The 16,633-nt window shown below is 63.5% G+C and carries 16 protein-coding genes and 1 pseudogene; 5 read left to right on the forward strand and 12 right to left on the reverse strand.

Annotation, left to right across the window (positions count from 1 at the left end; translation table 11 throughout):
* Positions 1–64: 64 nt before the first annotated feature.
* The 5 genes from IC761_RS10360 to IC761_RS10380 form a co-directional block, all read right to left on the reverse strand.
* Positions 65–289 carry a hypothetical protein gene (locus IC761_RS10360; RefSeq protein WP_195803145.1) on the reverse strand — a complete coding sequence of 75 codons (225 nt, stop codon included), beginning with the start codon at positions 287–289 and terminating at the stop codon, positions 65–67.
* A 374-nt stretch (positions 290–663) separates the two neighbouring features.
* Positions 664–1,353: an aquaporin gene (locus IC761_RS10365; RefSeq protein ID WP_195803146.1), complete on the reverse strand. Its 690-nt coding sequence runs from the start codon at positions 1,351–1,353 to the stop codon at positions 664–666.
* On the reverse strand, positions 1,353–1,763 hold the full coding sequence (arsC, locus tag IC761_RS10370) for an arsenate reductase (glutaredoxin) (protein WP_195803147.1): 411 nt from the start codon (positions 1,761–1,763) through the stop codon (positions 1,353–1,355). The genes IC761_RS10365 and arsC overlap by 1 nt, the downstream gene beginning before the upstream one ends.
* A gap of 11 nt (positions 1,764–1,774) precedes the next feature.
* On the reverse strand, positions 1,775–2,245 hold the full coding sequence (locus IC761_RS10375; RefSeq protein WP_195803148.1) for an ArsI/CadI family heavy metal resistance metalloenzyme: 471 nt from the start codon (positions 2,243–2,245) through the stop codon (positions 1,775–1,777).
* A gap of 11 nt (positions 2,246–2,256) precedes the next feature.
* On the reverse strand, positions 2,257–2,601 hold the full coding sequence (locus IC761_RS10380; protein ID WP_195803149.1) for an ArsR/SmtB family transcription factor: 345 nt from the start codon (positions 2,599–2,601) through the stop codon (positions 2,257–2,259).
* Between the two features lie 159 nt (positions 2,602–2,760).
* Between IC761_RS10380 and IC761_RS10385 the strand changes: the two genes are divergently transcribed.
* The 5 genes and pseudogenes from IC761_RS10385 to IC761_RS10405 all read left to right on the forward strand — a co-directional run bounded on the left by IC761_RS10385 (position 2,761) and on the right by IC761_RS10405 (position 8,287).
* A complete protein-coding gene (locus tag IC761_RS10385; protein WP_195803150.1) occupies positions 2,761–4,239 on the forward strand; it encodes an FAD-binding oxidoreductase in 1,479 nt (492 codons plus the stop codon).
* A 223-nt stretch (positions 4,240–4,462) separates the two neighbouring features.
* Positions 4,463–5,314: a 3-hydroxybutyryl-CoA dehydrogenase gene (locus tag IC761_RS10390; RefSeq protein WP_195803151.1), complete on the forward strand. Its 852-nt coding sequence runs from the start codon at positions 4,463–4,465 to the stop codon at positions 5,312–5,314.
* Between the two features lie 25 nt (positions 5,315–5,339).
* Positions 5,340–5,528 (forward strand): annotated as a pseudogene (locus IC761_RS10395) (preprotein translocase subunit TatC); the annotation flags it as partial.
* 265 nt (positions 5,529–5,793) lie between these two features.
* On the forward strand, positions 5,794–6,441 hold the full coding sequence (locus tag IC761_RS10400; RefSeq protein WP_195803152.1) for a QcrA and Rieske domain-containing protein: 648 nt from the start codon (positions 5,794–5,796) through the stop codon (positions 6,439–6,441).
* A 118-nt stretch (positions 6,442–6,559) separates the two neighbouring features.
* On the forward strand, positions 6,560–8,287 hold the full coding sequence (locus tag IC761_RS10405; protein ID WP_195803153.1) for a methanol/ethanol family PQQ-dependent dehydrogenase: 1,728 nt from the start codon (positions 6,560–6,562) through the stop codon (positions 8,285–8,287).
* Between the two features lie 89 nt (positions 8,288–8,376).
* On the opposite strand, the gene IC761_RS10410 is transcribed toward IC761_RS10405, so the two are convergent.
* The 7 genes from IC761_RS10410 to xoxF5 all read right to left on the reverse strand — a co-directional run bounded on the left by IC761_RS10410 (position 8,377) and on the right by xoxF5 (position 16,224).
* Positions 8,377–8,637 (reverse strand): hypothetical protein, encoded by a 261-nt coding sequence (locus IC761_RS10410; protein WP_195803154.1) that lies wholly within the window; start codon positions 8,635–8,637, stop codon positions 8,377–8,379.
* Between the two features lie 52 nt (positions 8,638–8,689).
* Positions 8,690–11,002: a xanthine dehydrogenase family protein molybdopterin-binding subunit gene (locus IC761_RS10415; RefSeq protein WP_195803155.1), complete on the reverse strand. Its 2,313-nt coding sequence runs from the start codon at positions 11,000–11,002 to the stop codon at positions 8,690–8,692.
* A gap of 1 nt (position 11,003) precedes the next feature.
* Entirely contained in the window at positions 11,004–11,456 is a 453-nt protein-coding gene (locus tag IC761_RS10420; RefSeq protein WP_195803156.1) for a (2Fe-2S)-binding protein, read from the reverse strand.
* A 597-nt stretch (positions 11,457–12,053) separates the two neighbouring features.
* Entirely contained in the window at positions 12,054–12,617 is a 564-nt protein-coding gene (gene gfa / locus IC761_RS10425) for an S-(hydroxymethyl)glutathione synthase (protein WP_195803157.1), read from the reverse strand.
* Between the two features lie 30 nt (positions 12,618–12,647).
* Positions 12,648–13,757, reverse strand: coding sequence for an S-(hydroxymethyl)glutathione dehydrogenase/class III alcohol dehydrogenase (locus tag IC761_RS10430; protein WP_195803158.1), 1,110 nt, complete (start codon positions 13,755–13,757; stop codon positions 12,648–12,650).
* Between the two features lie 61 nt (positions 13,758–13,818).
* Entirely contained in the window at positions 13,819–14,307 is a 489-nt protein-coding gene (locus IC761_RS10435; RefSeq protein WP_195804615.1) for a c-type cytochrome, methanol metabolism-related, read from the reverse strand.
* 111 nt (positions 14,308–14,418) lie between these two features.
* Positions 14,419–16,224 carry a lanthanide-dependent methanol dehydrogenase XoxF5 gene (gene xoxF5 / locus IC761_RS10440; protein ID WP_195804616.1) on the reverse strand — a complete coding sequence of 602 codons (1,806 nt, stop codon included), beginning with the start codon at positions 16,222–16,224 and terminating at the stop codon, positions 14,419–14,421.
* Positions 16,225–16,633 lie beyond the last annotated feature (409 nt).

Here is a 16,633-nt window from a genome sequence, read left to right on the forward strand (position 1 = left end):
CGTGCGAGAGAAGCGACACGCGTGACGTCTCGCTTGTTGCCCACCGCCAATTGCGTTGCAACGTTCATTCGAAATGCATGGATGCGAGGGGATCCTCTTCGGGATCGGGCAGGCGTGTCGGAGGAAGCGAGATAGCCGCGTGCTCGGTCTTGCGGATATGCGGGTGTGCCGCAGCGGGCTTGCGGACGAGCGCCGCGGCCAGTGCGCTACCAGGCGAGGCCTGCGCCGGGCCGGCGATCGCAAGCGAGAGGATCAGTCGCAACGCGGTGACGATGATTGTCTTTGTCATGGGAGGCTCCAAACCGTTCCATCGAAAAGATCGGCCGGAGCGCTTGATATTCCGCGCTGCCACATGATCTCGCATCGGCTCACGTAGGGTTCAACGGGCGTGAGGTGTGCGTGAGGGGGCGCTCGCGCCTGCAAGCGTTGAGCTGTGCCGGGAACCCGGATGCGACAAAGCACCGCCGCGGAGTTCGGGGACGTCGTGCTTAGGATGCGGGGGCAGCAAGGCGAAACGTTCGCATGTCCGATCCTCCCGAAGACAGGATCGTTCCGATCCGCCCTTTGCAAGGCGCAAGGCTCCTCGCAGCGGCTAAGATCCAGCTCGACGAGGTGTCGGCCATCATCGAACGGCTACGACCGTCATGAACGCCGAGCCGGCTGTCATGAGGCCGGCGGTGCCGCGCTCAGTCTGGTAGGGCGTCCCCAAAGCCAGCATCCGACAGCAGTGGCAGCGATCGCCCCGACGAACTGGGCGGCAATGAAAGCCGGCACGCTGTGCAGAGCGATGCCTGCGAACGTATCGGACAGCGACCGAGCGATGGTGACTGCGGGATTGGCGAACGACGTCGAGGCCGTGAACCAATATGCCGAAGTGACATACAGGCCGACAGCGTAGGGAACGGCCGCGGGTGTTCGCGACGCGACGCCGAAGATCGTCAACAGCAGACCGAAGGTTGCTACGGCCTCGGCGAGCCATTGCCCAGTTCCGCTGCGCTGTGTCAGCGAAAGCTGGAGCACGGGCAGTTCGAACATCAAATGCGCGAGCCAGACACCGATGACCGCGCCGACGATCTGCGCAACGACATAGACCGCAGCGTCGGTCCGGGCTGTGTCGCCGCGGAGCGTAAATGCCAGGGTCACCACCGGATTGAACTGGGCCCCCGATATCGGGGCAAAAGTGAGGATCAGCACCGCGAGGATGGCGCCGGTGGCAATCGTGTTGCAGAGAAGGGCCAGCGCGACGTTTCCGCCCGAGAGCTTCTGGGCCATGATCCCCGAACCGACCACCGCGGCGAGCAGGAACGCCGTCCCGAGCCATTCCGCGAAAGCGCGCTGCGCTAACCCTGGCATCAGGCGCCGCGGTCGAGCCGGACATGCTCGCCATCCTCCTTGACAAATTCGCCCTGCTGCGCGGGGAGGAGATCCAGCACCAGCTCGGAAGGACGGCAGAGCTTGACGCCTTTCGGCGTGACCACGATCGGCCGGTTGATCAGGATCGGATGTGCCATCATCGCGTCGAGGAGTTGGTCATCGGTCAGGCCCGCATTGTCGAGCCCGAGCTCGGCGTAGGGCGTTCCCTTCTCGCGCAGCAGCTGGCGCACCGAGAGCCCCATCCGCGCGATTAGCTCTTGCAACAGCGCCCGCGAAGGCGGCGCCTTGAGATATTCGATCACATGCGGCTCGATGCCGGCATTCCGGATCATGGCGAGCGTGTTGCGCGACGTGCCGCAGGCGGGATTGTGGTAGATGATCGCATCCATGGCGAAGGCCTTTAGCAGCAGACCTGCGATGGCTTGGCCGCCGTCTGCGGCGCACAGCAGGCCGAAGGCTTCTCATTGGCGACGCGCGCGCGGTTCTCGCCGCTGCCGTCGCCGTAGTCGGTGCTCTCGCCGGTCGTGTGGAAGGTCTCCCAGGCGATGCCGGCGGGATCGTCGATCCAGGATTTTTCGGACTTGGCATAGCAGCAGGCCGTCTGTCCCTGGTCGATGATCTCGCCACCCGCCTCGCGCAACCGGGTATAGACCTCCTGGAGTTCGTCATCGGTCTCGACCTGGATGCCGAGATGGTCGAGCCCGGGCGTGCGTCCGCGTGTCGAGATCGCAAAGTTCACGCGGGGGTCTTCCAGCATCCATTTGGCGTAGTCGGATTTCACGACTGAAGGCTGAGATGCGAACAGGGCAGAATAGAAGCCGATGGAGCGGGAGAGATCATCGACGGAGACGTGAACGTGCAGGCGCTTCATGATCTGTCCTTTCAGGCTGGCAATTTGCTGCGCCTTCGCGCGGGCTTCGCAGGTGCGGCCGGCGCGCATGAGACGCCGCCACAGCAATTCTCGGTCAGGAAGCCGACGAGCGCATTCATGGTCTCGAACCGTGCGGCATAGATCATCGAGCGCCCCTCACGCCGGACGGTGGCAAGCCCGGACATCCGCAGGCGGTCGAAGTGGAATGTCAGCGTGTTGGGGGCGAGGTCCAGTGCTTCCGCGATCGCGCCGGCGGCCATGCCGTCGGGGCCGGCCTGCACCAGCAGACGGAAGACATCGAGGCGATTGGTCTGTGCAAGTGCGGCCAGCGCCGTGACGGCATCTGTTTTTTCCATATTTCAACGATTATTGAAGTATTGCAGGTCTGTCAACCCTGCGCCCGCAACCGTGGCCTTCGTGCTAGGCTCCTCGCGCGAACGCCCAGAACTGAAATGCAAAAACGAAGGCCGGCGCGCCTTGAGGGCAGCGTAGAAGAGCCGCAAAGAGAGGAACACATGCCGGGTGCAGCCCTTCCCTCCACTCCCTCGATTCCGACCGCGCCCGTGACACCAGCCGTTCTCGAGCGCCTGCGGGCCGTCGTCGGCGACAAGGGTCTGATCCTGGACGAGCTGGACAAGCAGCCTTTTGTGACCGACTGGCGCGGCGAGCTGGCGGGGCAGGCCTCGGCTGTCGTGCGTCCGGCCAGCACTGCGGAGGTCTCGGCTGTCGTCAAACTTTGCTACGATAACGGCATCGCCATCGTGCCGCAGGGCGGCAACACCGGCCTGATGGGCGGTGCGACGCCGTGGCCTGCGCATCGCGGCATCGTGCTGTCGCTCGGGCGCATGAACCACGTGCTTGATGTCGATCCCGTCGGTTACGCCATGACCGTGGAGGCGGGCTGTATCCTCCAGACGCTTCAGGACACCGCCGCACGTCATGACCGCTTCTTCCCGCTCAGCCTGGGCGCCCAGGGCTCGTGCATGATCGGCGGCAATCTGTCCACCAATGCCGGCGGCGTGCAGGTGCTGCGCTACGGCAATGCGCGAAACCTGGTGCTGGGTCTCGAGGTCGTGCTGCCTAACGGTGATATCTGGAACGGACTGCGCGCACTCAAGAAGGACAACACCGGCTATGACCTCAAGCACCTGTTCGTGGGCGCCGAAGGCACGCTCGGCATCATCACCAAGGCAGTTCTGAAGCTGTGGCCCGCGCCAAAGGACGTCTGCACGGCATGGCTCGCGGTCCGCGATCCCGGCGCGGCGATCGAGCTCCTGTCGGAGGCGCATGCCGCATCCGACGACAATGTCGGATCCTGCGAGCTGATGAGCCGCGCCTGCACCGATATGGTGCTGCGCCATATTCCCGGCACCCAGGATCCGCTTAAAGCCTCGACCGAATGGTATCTCCTGCTCGAATGGTCGTCGGCCCGACCGCGGCAGGACAGCGCGCCGGGCATGTCGGACAGGATGGAGCAGTTTCTGGCCGGCCAGCTCGAGACGGGTCGGGTGCTGGACGCGGTGATCGCACAGACAGAAGCGCAGTCGCGCAACATGTGGCGCATTCGCGAGAGCGTCGCTGAAGCCTCACGCGCCGAAGGACCGGGCCTGAGCTACGACGTGTCGGTCGCGATCTCCAAAATTCCCGAATTCATCGACAAGGGGCTCAAGGCCGCGCTCGAGATCCTGCCGACGATCCGTCCCTATCCGCTCGGCCACATCGGAGACGGCAATGTGCACTTCTCCTTCATGGGGCCGAAGGGCATGGATCGCGCCACGCTCAGCCAGTATTCCGCGGCGATCACCCGGGCCGTCAACGACCTCATCGCCTCCATGGACGGCTCGATCTCGGCGGAGCACGGCATCGGCATCGAGAAGCTCGACGAGCTCTCGCACTATCGCTCCCGGACCGAGCTCGACATCATGCGGACGATCAAGCGGGCGCTCGACCCCAAGAACATCATGAATCCGGGCAAGGTGCTGCGGCTTGGGTGAGGCGAGGACCGGGCCCTCCTAAGGGGCTCTGCCTGCACATCGCTCAGGCCGAAACCGGCCGCGCGGCCTGCAAATGATGCCCTTTGCGGCTTTATTCCCGCCATGGATGCTTTAAGGAAGGGGCAGGATCAGGTCGCACCCGCCCGGCGACGGTGCTAGACCCTGATGCAGGAACAATGGGCCGGGCCGCTAGCGTGCCCGCAAGGATGAAGGATGTGACGCAATGATCCAGACCGTTGGCATCATCGGGGCAGGGACCATGGGGAACGGCATCGCGCAGGTCTCTGCGGCGGCCGGGCTCTCGGTCGTGATGGTCGATATCTCCGATGCGGCGGTGAGCCGCGGCGTCGCAACCGTCGGCGGCAGCCTCGAGCGGCTGGTCAAGAAGGAGAAGATGTCGGCGGCCGATCGCGAGGCGACGCTCAAGCGCATCGCCGGCACGACGGACCGGGCCAGGCTCGCCGATTGCGATCTCGTCATCGAGGCCGCGACTGAGAATGAGGAACTGAAGGTCAAGATACTCAAGGACCTTTGCGCGACGCTGTCGCCGCGCACGCTGGTTGCGACCAACACCTCGTCGATCTCGATCACCAAGCTCGCCGCCGCAACCGATCGCCCGGATCGCTTCATCGGCATGCACTTCTTCAATCCGGTGCCGGTGATGCAACTGCTGGAGCTGATCCGCGGCTTGCAGACCTCTGACGATACCCACGCCAAGGCGCTCGATTTCGCCCAGCGCGTCGGCAAGGTGGCGATCACGGCCAAGAACAGCCCTGGCTTCGCCGTCAACCGCATCCTCTGCCCGATGATCAACGAGGCGATCTTCGCGCTCCAGGAAGGAATCGCGACTGCTGAGGAAATCGATGCCGGCATGAAGCTCGGCTGCAACCATCCGATCGGGCCGCTGGCGCTGGCCGATCTCGTCGGGCTCGACACCATGCTTTCGGTGATGGAGGTCTTCTACAAAGGCTTCAACGATCCCAAATACCGTCCGGCGCCGCTGCTGAAGGAAATGGTCGATGCCGGCCATCTCGGCCGCAAGACCGGGCAGGGCTTTTATTCTTACGGCGCTTGATGGTGGTGCGAGGGCGGGCGTGCCGCTCTCACTGATCGGGAACCACTTTGATCGCTGGCTCGACCTGTTCGAGCAGACGGCGCGCGAGATCTGTCCACCGGCAGCAGCTGGACTGTTCATCGACAAGGCGCACCGCATCGCCGACAGTTTCGAGATGGCGTCGGCGACGGTTGCGGGGCGCATCGCGTCGCCGCGCCATGTGCTCAAGTCCTGAAATCCAAAATACCTGCCTGAGAAGCGTGCAACGCACGAATGGCAATCGGCGTAGCGCTGAAGCGCGGCGCGATGCACCAATTCCCGCATCATCGGTCTGATCTGCAAAATCATCATGCTGCTCGCGCGGCGTGACGTAGAATTCGCGAAAACGCGATTGAATGCGTTCATTCGTGTTCAATCAAAGCGAGCAAAGCCATATTGATGCACTGCGGCGCCAATTCTCCGCCTTCATTTTGGCAGAGTTCCAGCGCCTGCTAGCATGCATGTCGAACGCATCGTTCAACGCCACGGCGCCATCCTCCGACAGCATTGCGGAACCTGAGGCGTGCGCGGAACAAACGCGACGAACGCTGTTGCTCGGTGCGCTCGCCACCAGTGCCTGTCTCGGGTGTTCCGCGCCGGCGCGCGCTGGCGAGGATCCGCCGGGCTCCGACGAGCGGCCGCAAAAGGGCGATCGGCTCGTCTTCTCCGAAGGCGACCAGGAGGGAAAGCTCATCACCTCGGCAGATGTCCCACGCGGCGGTCCACCGGTACACGCCTGGCCGCAGGATCCCACGACATCGGTGGTGCGCAGCGCCTCGCGGCTCAACGAGATCCTGATCATCCAGCTTGATCCAGCCGAGCTCGACGAGCAGACGCGCGCGCGTGCGGTGGACGGCATCATCGCCTATTCAGCGATCTGTTCCCATGCCGGTTGTCCCGTCACCGCCTGGGTCAAGAGCGATGTCGGCGACAAGGAGGTGTTCAAATGCATGTGCCACAACTCCGAATACGATCCCCGCGCGGGTGCGCAGGTCGTGTTCGGGCCGGCGCCGCGGCGGCTTGCCGCGTTGCCGCTCATGCTCGATGACGGCTCGCTCAGCGTCGCCGGCAATTTCGTCGGAAAGGTAGGTGGCGCGCAGCCGGGATGATGGACCATGCGGGTTGCGCCCGCGTCACGAGAGGTCGCATCCGCCGATCGGCGGACGACGGGACGAACGACAAGAATTCAAAAACAAGAATTCAAACGGATGAAAAAGGGGAACGTCCATGACCAGGAAGCAATGGTTATTGTCCGGCTTCGTCGCCTTCACGTGCCTTGCCTCGACCGCCGCGAGTGCCGGCCCAATCGAGAATTATGCACCTGTCACCGCGCAACGCCTGGAAAATCCGGAACCAGGCAATTGGATGCTCTATCGTCGTACCTATGACGGGCAGGGCTATAGTCCGCTCGACCAGATCAACATCTCGAACGTCAAGGATCTCACGCCGGTCTGGACCTTTGCGACCGGCGTGGTCGAAGGCCACGAGGCGCCGCCGATCGTCAACAATGGCGTGATGTTCGTGGCGACGCCGATGGGACAGGTGATCGCGCTGAACGCGAAGACCGGTGACGAATATTGGCGCTACAAGCGGCAGCTTCCCGACGATCTGTTCCAGCTGCATCCGACCAGCCGCGGTGTCGGCCTGTGGGACGACAAGCTCTATCTCGCCACCACCGACGACCACGTCGTCGCACTCGACGCCAAGACCGGCAAGGTGGTCTGGGATACGAAGGTCCAGGATTACAAGAAGGGTCAGTACATGACTCTGATGCCGCTGATCGTCGACGGCAAGGTCATCGTCGGCGGCTCCGGCGGCGAGCTCGGCGTGCGCGGTTACGTCGCCGCCTACGATGCCAAGGACGGCAAGGAGCTGTGGCGCACCTTCACCATTCCCGGCGAAGGCGAGCCGGGCCACGACACCTGGCAGGGCGACGACTGGAAAACCGGCGGCGGCTCGGCCTGGATGACCGGCAATTACGACAAGGACACCAAGACGATCTATTGGGGCGTCGGCAATGCTGCGCCGTGGCCCGGCGAGACGCATCCCGGCGACAATCTCTACACCTCGTCGGTGCTCGCACTCGACCCGAGCAGCGGCAAGATCAAGACCTATCACCAGTACCACCAGAATGATTCCTGGGACTGGGACGAGGTCGACGCGCCGATGCTGGTCGACCTGCAACGCGACGGCCGCAGCATCAAGAGCCTGATCCATCCCGGCCGCGACGCGATCTTCTGGGTGCTCGAGCGTACGCCGACCAAGATCAACTACGTCGCCGGCTGGCCGTTCGTCTCAACCGACGTCTGGAAGGGTATCGATGCCGAAAGCGGACGGCCGATCGTCGATCCCGCGCACAAGCCGGTCATCGGCAAGCGCGTCGAGTTCTGCCCATCACTGTGGGGCGGCAAGGACTGGCCGTCGGCGGCCTACAGCCAGCGGACCGGTCTCGTCTACGTGCCCGCCAACGAGAATTTCTGCGGCGGGTTCACCGGCGAGAAGGTGGCGCTGAAGCCGGGCGAGCTCTGGCTCGGCACCAAACCGGAGGATATCGGCCTGAAGGCGAAGCCGGGCGCGGATCATTTCGGCGAGCTTCAGGCCTGGGATCCCGTCACGGGCAAGAAGGTGTGGCAGCACGACTTCCCGAAATCGCAGCTGTTCGGTTCGGTGACGGCGACCGCGGGCGATCTCATCTTCGCCGGCGGCACCAACGACCGCAACTTCCGCGCTTTCAATGCCAGGACCGGCGATCTGCTGTGGGAGCAGAAGACCAATTCCGGCATCATGGGCATGCCGGTATCTTATGAGATCGACGGCACGCAGTACGTCGCGATCCAGTCGGGCTGGGGCGTGGACGCGCAGCGCATCCAGGATGCGCTCGCGACCAACAATATCGGCATCGAGTCCAATGTGCCGCAAGGCGGCGTGATCTGGGTGTTTGCGCTGAAGAAATAAGCTCCGCAGGCGGATCGACGAAGGCGGAGCGACAGGGGGCAAATGCGGCGGACGGCAACGTCCGCCGCATTTTGCGCGTGCGATAGAGCTTACTTCCCTTGCCTGTCGACCTTGTCCTTCTCCGCCTGGTTCATCTCCCGAACCTTCGGATCGGTGGTGCTCTGCCCGGTGGTCTGGGTGGTGGAGGTGGGTGGGGCGCTGGCGTTGGGAAGCGAGCTCTGGTCCGGCGCGGTGGGGCGCGTCGCCGTGGTCGGCGGCGTGGTGCTGCTCTGGGCGAACGCGCCTGCGGCCGGCAAAAGAAAGGCGCCCGACAGCAACGAGACTGCGAGCGCCCTTGAGATGTTGGTCATCGATCTGCTCCTGTCAGATCGAAGAGAACGGCGCGAGGTCGCCTCTGTTCCGTCACGCCTCCAATTGCTTGCCGATCGGAAGCGCGCGGATGCGCTTGCCGGTCGCGGCGAAGATCGCGTTTATCAACGCCGGTGCGAACGGCGGCACGCCGGGCTCGCCGACGCCGCTCGGCGGCGTGTCAGGTCCGGGCGGCACGATGTAGACGTTGGTGACCACCGGAGATTCGTCGATCCTGACGACCTGGAAGTCGTCAAAATTCTTCTGCTCTACCTTGCCGCCCTTGAAGCTGATCTCGCCGTATTTGGCGAGACTCAACCCCATGATCGCCGCGCCCTCGATCTGCGAGGCGATGCGCTCCGGATTGACATAGGTGCCGCAATCAATTGCGGTATCGACCCGCGGCACCGTCAGCTTGCCCTTGTCGTCGACTGCGACCTCGACGATGGTCGCGATGTAGCTGACGAAGCTGCGGTGCACGGCGATGCCGAGGCCGTGGCCCTTCGCAACCTGACGGCCCCATTCGCCCTTCTCGGCGACCTGCTCGACCACCTTGCGCAGGCGCGCGGTGTCGATCGGGTAGCTGTCATAGGGCTCGCCGTAGTTCCAGAGATCCTTCACCGCCGGCTTGACGATGCGCGGGCTGCCGATCAGCGCGAGCAGCGTCTCCTTCTGGTCGCGTCCTGTTGCATTCGCGATCTCGCCGACCATTGATTGCACCGCGAAGGCGCGCGGGATGTTCGAGACCGAGCGGAACCAGCCGATGCGGGTGAACGCGGCCGCCTCCGGGTTCTCGCAACTGATATTGGCGATCTCGAACGGCATGTCGACGAGGCCCATGCCGAGCTCGAACGCAGCTTCGTGCTTGGCGCCTGCCTCAAACGTCGAGGCGATGCTCGGCGCCACGCTGCGATGGCGCCAAGCGATCACCTTGCCGCTCTTGTCGAGCCCCGCCTCGATACGTTCCACGGAGACGGTGTGCAGGAAGTCGTGACGGACGTCGTCCTCGCGGGTCCACTGCACCTTGACGGGCGCGCCGAGCTCTTTCGACAGGAGCGCAGCTTCGAGCGCGAAATCGCATTTCGATTTGCGGCCGAAGCCGCCGCCAAGCAGCGTGACATTGACGGTGACGTTGCCCTCGGGGATGCCGAGCGTCTTGGCGACATCCTCGCGGGTTCCGCCGGGGCTCTGCACCGGCGCCCAGATCTCGGCCTTGTCGCCCTTGACGTCGGCAACCGCGACCGGCGGCTCCATGCTGACATGGGCGAGGTGGGGCAGATAATATTCGCCGACGATGACCTTGTCGGCACTCTTCAGCGCGGCGTCCGCATCGCCCTCCTGGCGCACCACGAGGCCGGGTTTGCGCGAGGCCTCCTCGAGCTCTTTGCGATAGGCGACCGAGTCGTATTTGCCGTTGGCGCCGTCGTCCCAGACCAGCTTCAGCGCATCGCGGCCCTTGATCGCAGCACCGGTGTTGCGCGCGATCACCGCAACACCGCCGAGCGGCTGGAACTTCGACGGCCACGGCCAGCCGCGCACCTGCATCACCTTTTCGACGCCGGGGACTTTCATCGCTTCAGCCGGGTCGAATGAGGTGAGCTTGCCCCCGGTGACCGGCGGACGCGCGATCACGGCGTATTTCATGCCGGGCAATCGCACGTCGGCGCCGTAACGCGCCTTGCCTGTGGTGATGTCGTGGAGATCGACGATGCCGACCTCGCCCTTGCCGAGATAGCGGAAGTCCTTGGGGTCCTTCAGCTTGAGGCCTTCGATGCTCGGCACCGATTCCTTGGCGGCATCGGCAGCGAGCTCGCCGAAGCCGAGCTTGCGTCCGCTCGCGCTGTGGACGACCTCGTGATTGACTGCTTTCACCTCGGTCGCCGGCACGCCCCAGCGTTTCGCCGCGGCCTGTTCCAGCATGGTGCGGGCGGAAGCGCCGATCTGGCGCATCGGGATCAGATAGTGCCGCGTGCTGCGCGAGCCGTCGGTGTCCTGGTTGCCGAACTTGACCTCGTCGCCATGGGCCTGCTGCACTTTCACTTTCGACCAGTCGGCTTCCATTTCCTCGGCCACGATCAGCGGCAGGCTGGTGCGCACGCCGGTGCCCATCTCGGCGCGATGGGCGAGGATGGTGACGGTGCCGTCGGGGGCGACCGCGACGAAGACGCGTGGATCGACCACGACGCCGTGCGGCATCTTGCCGGCGCCGGTCTCGTAGGCAAAAGCCTGACGCGACATCACGGGTGCGGCGAGCACGAAGCCGCCGGTGACGCCGAGCCCCTTCAGGATGCTGCGGCGCGAGACCTTCTCGACCCTGGTGTGCTTCTCGAAGCCACGGAGCTTGCGGGGATTGTCGATGAAATTCATGTCACACTCCCGTCGATGCGAGATGGACCGCGTTCTCGATGCGCTGGTAGCAGCCGCAGCGGCAGATGTTGCCGGACATCGCCTCGCGGATCTGGTCGTGCGACGGTTTGGGATTGTCCATCAGAAGCGCTGCGGCCTGCATGATCTGGCCGGCCTGGCAGAACCCGCATTGGGGAACATTGACCTGGCGCCAGGCCTTTTGCACGGGGTGATCGCCATCGGGATGCAAGCCTTCGATCGTGGTGACCTCGCGTCCGGCGACGTCGTTGACCGACGTGATGCAGGAACGCACCGCCTGCTTGTCGACGATGACGGTGCAGGCGCCGCAAAGGGCCTGGCCACAGCCGAATTTGGTGCCGGTCAGCCCGGCCTCGTCGCGCAGGAACCAGAGTAGCGGGAGATCCGGGTCGCCGTCCCAGCTCTGTTCCTGGCCGTTGATCTTCACCTTGATCATGATCGTCCCTCGCTCTTCATAAGCATGCCAAATCCGAACTCACCGACGTGGGTCAGTCAGAGGTCGTATGTCGTGCCGCCGCATCCCTGCCGTCATCCCGCCCGGGCAAATCCCGGTGGGAGACAGGAACGCCAATGGCGATGTCTGGATGTGCTCGATACCTCCCCGTGTTGTTCTTGTTTGATTGAACTTCGCGCGGCATCGTGACGACGCGATCGTAGCAGAGGTCGCGTCGATCTGACGTTCACAGCCAAGTGTTCTCACCGGGAAAAGATTGCATCGGTGGTTTGTCAAAAGCAGGGCGCGGCATCACGCCGCGCGCTTGCACAACGTCACGGGAAAAAAGCTTCGTCCGCCAGAGGGACTGCGCGGACGAAGCAGTAAGCCTCAGTCGAGGGAGGGAGAAACGCAGGGCGCGCTGACTTCAAGACGGAAGGAGGCGGCACTGCGCAGTCATTCAGAGACCAGGACTGAGGAGCGGAACTCACTCGCATACGCAAAGTGCGCCGGCGGAACGGCCGCCGTCAGTTGCGCCCGTCCCGCTCGCTGACGGCGGTTGCGGTCAGCGAGCGGAGAGGCGAAGGGTGAGCGGCCCTGTCAGGCCGCCTTGGCCTTCGCCACGTGGGTGGCGATCGCGTCCATCAGCGCCGGCGACAGACAGTCATAGGGCTCGAGCCCGATTTCCTTCAGCCGCGAACGGATGCCGGCCATCTGCTCCGGCTTGACGCCGGACTCGATCACCGAGGAGACGAAGGCGGCGAATTGCGGCGCCTGCGAGCCCTGCTCCTGGAACAGCTCCGGATGGATGAAATCGAGCCCATAGAACGGATGGTTCTTGTTCTCGATACGGCCGAACATGTGCGTGCCGCAGGCCTTGCAGGCGTGGCGCTGGATCACTGCGGAGGCGTCGACGATCTGAAGCTTGTCGCCGTTCTCGAGCACGGTGACGTTTTGGCGCGGCACCACCGCGACGACGGAGAAGGTCGCGCCCTGCGGCTTCCAGCACTTGGTGCAGCCGCAGGCGTGGTTGTGTGCCACGTCGCCCTTGACGCCGACCTTGACCGGGTGGTCCTTGCATTTGCAGGCGAGCGTGCCGCCGGCAAAGTGGCCGGTGCCTTGTTTGACGCCGTTGTCGATCGAGGGGTGGAGTGCAACAGTCATGGTCGATCCTCCTTGGGGGTGACGCTTGAGCTAGAACACGACGACTGAACGAATCGATTTGCCCTCATGCATCAGGTCGAAGCCCTTGTTGATGTCTTCGAGCTTGAGCGTGTGGGTGATCATCGGATCAATCTGGATCTTTCCGTTCATGTACCAGTCGACGATCTTGGGCACGTCGGTGCGGCCACGGGCGCCGCCGAAGGCGGTGCCGCGCCAGTTGCGGCCGGTGACGAGCTGGAACGGACGGGTGGCGATCTCCTTGCCGGCTTCGGCAACGCCGATGATGATCGAGGTGCCCCAGCCGCGATGGCAGGCTTCCAGCGCCTGACGCATGACCGTGGTGTTGCCGGTGCAGTCGAAGGTGTAGTCGGCGCCGCCATCGGTCAGGGTGACCAGATGCGGGACGATGTCACCGGTGATCTTCTTGGGGTTGACGAAGTCGGTCATGCCGAACCGGCGGCCCCATTCCTCCTTGGAGTCGTTGACGTCGACGCCGATGATCTTGTCGGCGCCGGCCATCTTGGCGCCCTGGATCACGTTGAGGCCGATACCGCCGAGGCCGAACACGACGACGTTGGAGCCCGGTTCGACCTTCGCGGTGTTGACGACGGCGCCGACGCCGGTGGTGACGCCGCAGCCGATATAGCAGCTCTTGTCGAACGGGGCGTCCTCGCGGATTTTCGCCACCGCAATCTCCGGCAGCACCGTGAAGTTGGAGAAGGTCGAGCAGCCCATATAGTGATAGATCGGCTTGCCCTTGTAGGAGAAGCGGCTGGTGCCGTCGGGCATGACGCCCTTGCCTTGCGTCGCGCGGATCGCGGTACAGAGATTGGTCTTCTGGCTCAGGCAGCTTTTGCACTGCCGGCATTCCGGGGTGTAAAGCGGAATGACGTGATCGCCCGGCTTCACCGAGGTCACGCCGGCGCCGATCTCGCGGATGATCCCAGCGCCCTCATGGCCGAGGATTGAGGGGAAGATTCCTTCGCTGTCGAAGCCGTCGAGCGTATAGGCGTCGGTATGGCAGATGCCCGTCGCCTTGATCTCGACCAGGACTTCGCCGGCTTTCGGTCCTTCCAGATCGACTTCGACGATCTCGAGCGGTTTCTTGGCTTCGAAAGCGACGGCGGCACGTGTCTTCATCGGTAACTCCTTAAATTCTCGCAGGGCGCCAAGACTTAAGTCTCAGCCGGGCCCCAAACGTTCACTTCTTGCCCATGCACGAGTCTTCATTCTTGGTATAGGCGTCGTTCTTGTCCTCATGCTTGCCCGGACGGGCTCGGCCCCATGCGTCGTTGGAGCGGGAACGCAGATAGACGTAGAGATCGTCCATGTAGCAGGCGACGTTCGGGTTATCGCCGAAGGCCGGCATCACGTTCTCCGCGGCCGTCGAGATGTTCTTGCGGCCGGAGGCGACGACGCCCAAAAAGTCGGCATAGCTCATCGTCTTGAGCGAATCCTTCAGCGCCGGCGCATAGGTCGAGCCCATTCCATCGGGGCCGTGGCAGACATGGCAGTCCGAGTGATAGCGGCGGTATCCCGAATAGGTGTACCAGTCGACGGATTCGCCGTTGATCTTGTAGGTCGGATTTCCCTCCTTATCGAGCCACTCGCCAGTTTCGTTCTGCTTGACGGCAGTGGGATCGCCCGAGCCGTCCGCGACAGCAATTCCTCCGGACACAACGAAGATCATCGCAGCAATGACAAAGCAGATTTTACGCAAGAGGTTTTCCTCGAAGGCGTTCGGTGGAGACGAGCCGGCGCGTGGAGTTGATCCACGCGCCGGAGCGATGCCGATCAGGGCCTAGTTGGTGGGCAACGAGAACACGGTCAGCGTGCCGCCGAGTGCCGTGTAGTTGCTGAGTGCAGCATAGCCGCCGACTGCGCCGAGACCGGCGGTCGGATCGGTCAGGCCTGCGGCGAGACCAATGCCGGCCCAGCCGCCAACGCCGGAGAGCACGGCAACATACTGCTTGCCGCCGTTCTCATAGGTGGTGACGTTGCCGATGATGCCGGAGGGAGTCTTGAACTTGTAGAGCTCCTTGCCGGTCTTGGCGTCGACCGCCTTCAGATAGCCTTCCAGCGTGCCGTAGAACACTACGCCGCCGCCGGTTGCGAGCGCACCCGACCAGACCGAGAACTGCTCCTTGTTCGACCAGACGATCTTGCCGGTCTTGCCGTCCCAGGCGATGAAGTTACCCATGTTGGTATCGCCCTGCGGCGGATACATCGAGAGCGTCGCGCCCACATAGGGCTGGCCCGCGGTGTAGCTCACCTTGAACGGCTCGTAGTCCATGCAGACGTGGTTGGTCGGAACATAGAACAGCTGCGTGTCCGGCGAGTACGCCGCCGGCTGCTCGTCCTTGGTGCCGAGCGCGGCCGGGCAGATACCCTTCACGTTGTGGTCCTCGCCGGCCTTGTCGGTCGAAGCTGCGTCGAGCACCTTCGGACGGCCATAGGTCGCAGAGTTCTTGTCCATGTCGACGCCGGAGGTCCAGTTCACCTTCGGATCGTACTTCTCGGCGACCAGAAGCTCGCCGGTGGTGCGATCGAGCGTATAGCCGAGGCCGTTACGATCGAAATGCGTCAGCAGCTTGCGCGCCTGGCCGTTGATCGACTGGTCCGACAGGATCATCTCGTTGACGCCGTCATAATCCCATTCGTCATGGGGCGTCATCTGATAGACCCATTTGGCGACGCCGGTGTCCGGATTGCGCGCCCAGATCGTCATCGACCATTTGTTGTCGCCGGGACGCTGCTTCGGATTCCAGGTCGAGGGGTTGCCCGATCCGTAATAGACGAGGTTCAGCTCGGGATCGTAGGAGATCCAGCCCCATGTGGCGCCGCCGCCGATCTTCCACTGATCGCCCTGCCAGGTCTTCAGGCTGGAATCTTTGCCGATCGGCTTCCCGAGTGCGGTGGTCTTGTCGTCGACCAGGATCTGGTCATCCGGGCCTTCCGAAAAGCCGCGCCAGGCGAGCTTGCCGGTCTTGATGTCGTAGGCGCTCATGTGGGCCTGAACGCCGAACTCACCGCCGGAGATGCCGATCAGCACCTTGTCCTTGATCACCATCGGCGCCGACGTGCCGGTCTCGCCCTTGCCCGGATCGCCGTTCTTCGCGGTCCATGCCACCTCACCGGTCTTGGCGTCGAGCGCGACCAGGGTCGTGTCGGCCTGATGCAGGAAGATCTTGCCGTCGCCAAATGCCAGGCCACGATTCACCGTATCGCAGCACATCACCGGAATGACGTTCGGATCCTGCTTCGGCTCGTACTTCCAGACGATCTTGTTCTCCTGCGAAAGGTCAATGGCGTAGACCTTGTTCGGGAACGGCGTATGGACGTACATCATGTTGCCGATCACCAGCGGGCCGCCTTCGTGGCCGCGCAGCACGCCGGTCGAGAAGGTCCAGGCGACCTGGAGCTTGCCGACATTTTGTGCGTTGATCTGGTTCAGCTTGGAATAGCGGCTATTGGCATAGTCGCCGGTCGGCATCACCCAGTCTTTCGGGTTCTGCGACATCTTGTTCAGCTCGTCATTGGCTGAAGCGCTGCCGACGGCGAGAGCCGCCGCGGAGCCAAGAAAGGTCGCCAGTAGCACCTTGCGCATAGTCATTCCTCCGTTGGTCTCGTTTATTGTTTCCGAAGCATTGCTCAATCACCGGGCTTCTCGTCCGGCGTCTGCTCGTGCAGGGCGGTCACGATTGCGACCAGAAACGATGCGGTGGTGTTTCCTCCTCCTGATGAGAGCCACAGGTCCGCGTGCAGGAGCGGCCCGTTCTTTTTTGTTCCTGCCGCAATTCCTAACGGGTTCGCCAACGGGAAACTTGCCCAAGAGAGAAGGCGCTTTGCTCGATAGCGCACGGAGGCGAAGTTTTTGATTTTGCAGTAGCGAATTCAGCGGCTTCCGCATCGCGCGGCGCGGCGCACCACGCTCAGGTTCCCCTTGACGGCGCTGCAACTAAGGCGGAGGATTAACGTCAAGGGTGGCAATGCAGCGATGGCGCGCGCAGCAAAAG

The organism is Bradyrhizobium commune (genome assembly GCF_015624505.1).
In the GTDB taxonomy this organism is placed as follows: domain Bacteria; phylum Pseudomonadota; class Alphaproteobacteria; order Rhizobiales; family Xanthobacteraceae; genus Bradyrhizobium; species Bradyrhizobium commune.

Coding starts and splice junctions, on each gene's coding strand:
- IC761_RS10360 (WP_195803145.1), bottom strand. CDS start 289: ATGACAAAGACAATCATCGTCACCGCGTTGCGACTGATCCTCTCGCTT.
- IC761_RS10365 (WP_195803146.1), bottom strand. CDS start 1,353: ATGCCAGGGTTAGCGCAGCGCGCTTTCGCGGAATGGCTCGGGACGGCG.
- arsC (WP_195803147.1), bottom strand. CDS start 1,763: ATGGATGCGATCATCTACCACAATCCCGCCTGCGGCACGTCGCGCAAC.
- IC761_RS10375 (WP_195803148.1), bottom strand. CDS start 2,245: ATGAAGCGCCTGCACGTTCACGTCTCCGTCGATGATCTCTCCCGCTCC.
- IC761_RS10380 (WP_195803149.1), bottom strand. CDS start 2,601: ATGGAAAAAACAGATGCCGTCACGGCGCTGGCCGCACTTGCACAGACC.
- IC761_RS10385 (WP_195803150.1), top strand. CDS start 2,761: ATGCCGGGTGCAGCCCTTCCCTCCACTCCCTCGATTCCGACCGCGCCC.
- IC761_RS10390 (WP_195803151.1), top strand. CDS start 4,463: ATGATCCAGACCGTTGGCATCATCGGGGCAGGGACCATGGGGAACGGC.
- IC761_RS10400 (WP_195803152.1), top strand. CDS start 5,794: ATGTCGAACGCATCGTTCAACGCCACGGCGCCATCCTCCGACAGCATT.
- IC761_RS10405 (WP_195803153.1), top strand. CDS start 6,560: ATGACCAGGAAGCAATGGTTATTGTCCGGCTTCGTCGCCTTCACGTGC.
- IC761_RS10410 (WP_195803154.1), bottom strand. CDS start 8,637: ATGACCAACATCTCAAGGGCGCTCGCAGTCTCGTTGCTGTCGGGCGCC.
- IC761_RS10415 (WP_195803155.1), bottom strand. CDS start 11,002: ATGAATTTCATCGACAATCCCCGCAAGCTCCGTGGCTTCGAGAAGCAC.
- IC761_RS10420 (WP_195803156.1), bottom strand. CDS start 11,456: ATGATCAAGGTGAAGATCAACGGCCAGGAACAGAGCTGGGACGGCGAC.
- gfa (WP_195803157.1), bottom strand. CDS start 12,617: ATGACTGTTGCACTCCACCCCTCGATCGACAACGGCGTCAAACAAGGC.
- IC761_RS10430 (WP_195803158.1), bottom strand. CDS start 13,757: ATGAAGACACGTGCCGCCGTCGCTTTCGAAGCCAAGAAACCGCTCGAG.
- IC761_RS10435 (WP_195804615.1), bottom strand. CDS start 14,307: ATGATCTTCGTTGTGTCCGGAGGAATTGCTGTCGCGGACGGCTCGGGC.
- xoxF5 (WP_195804616.1), bottom strand. CDS start 16,224: ATGCGCAAGGTGCTACTGGCGACCTTTCTTGGCTCCGCGGCGGCTCTC.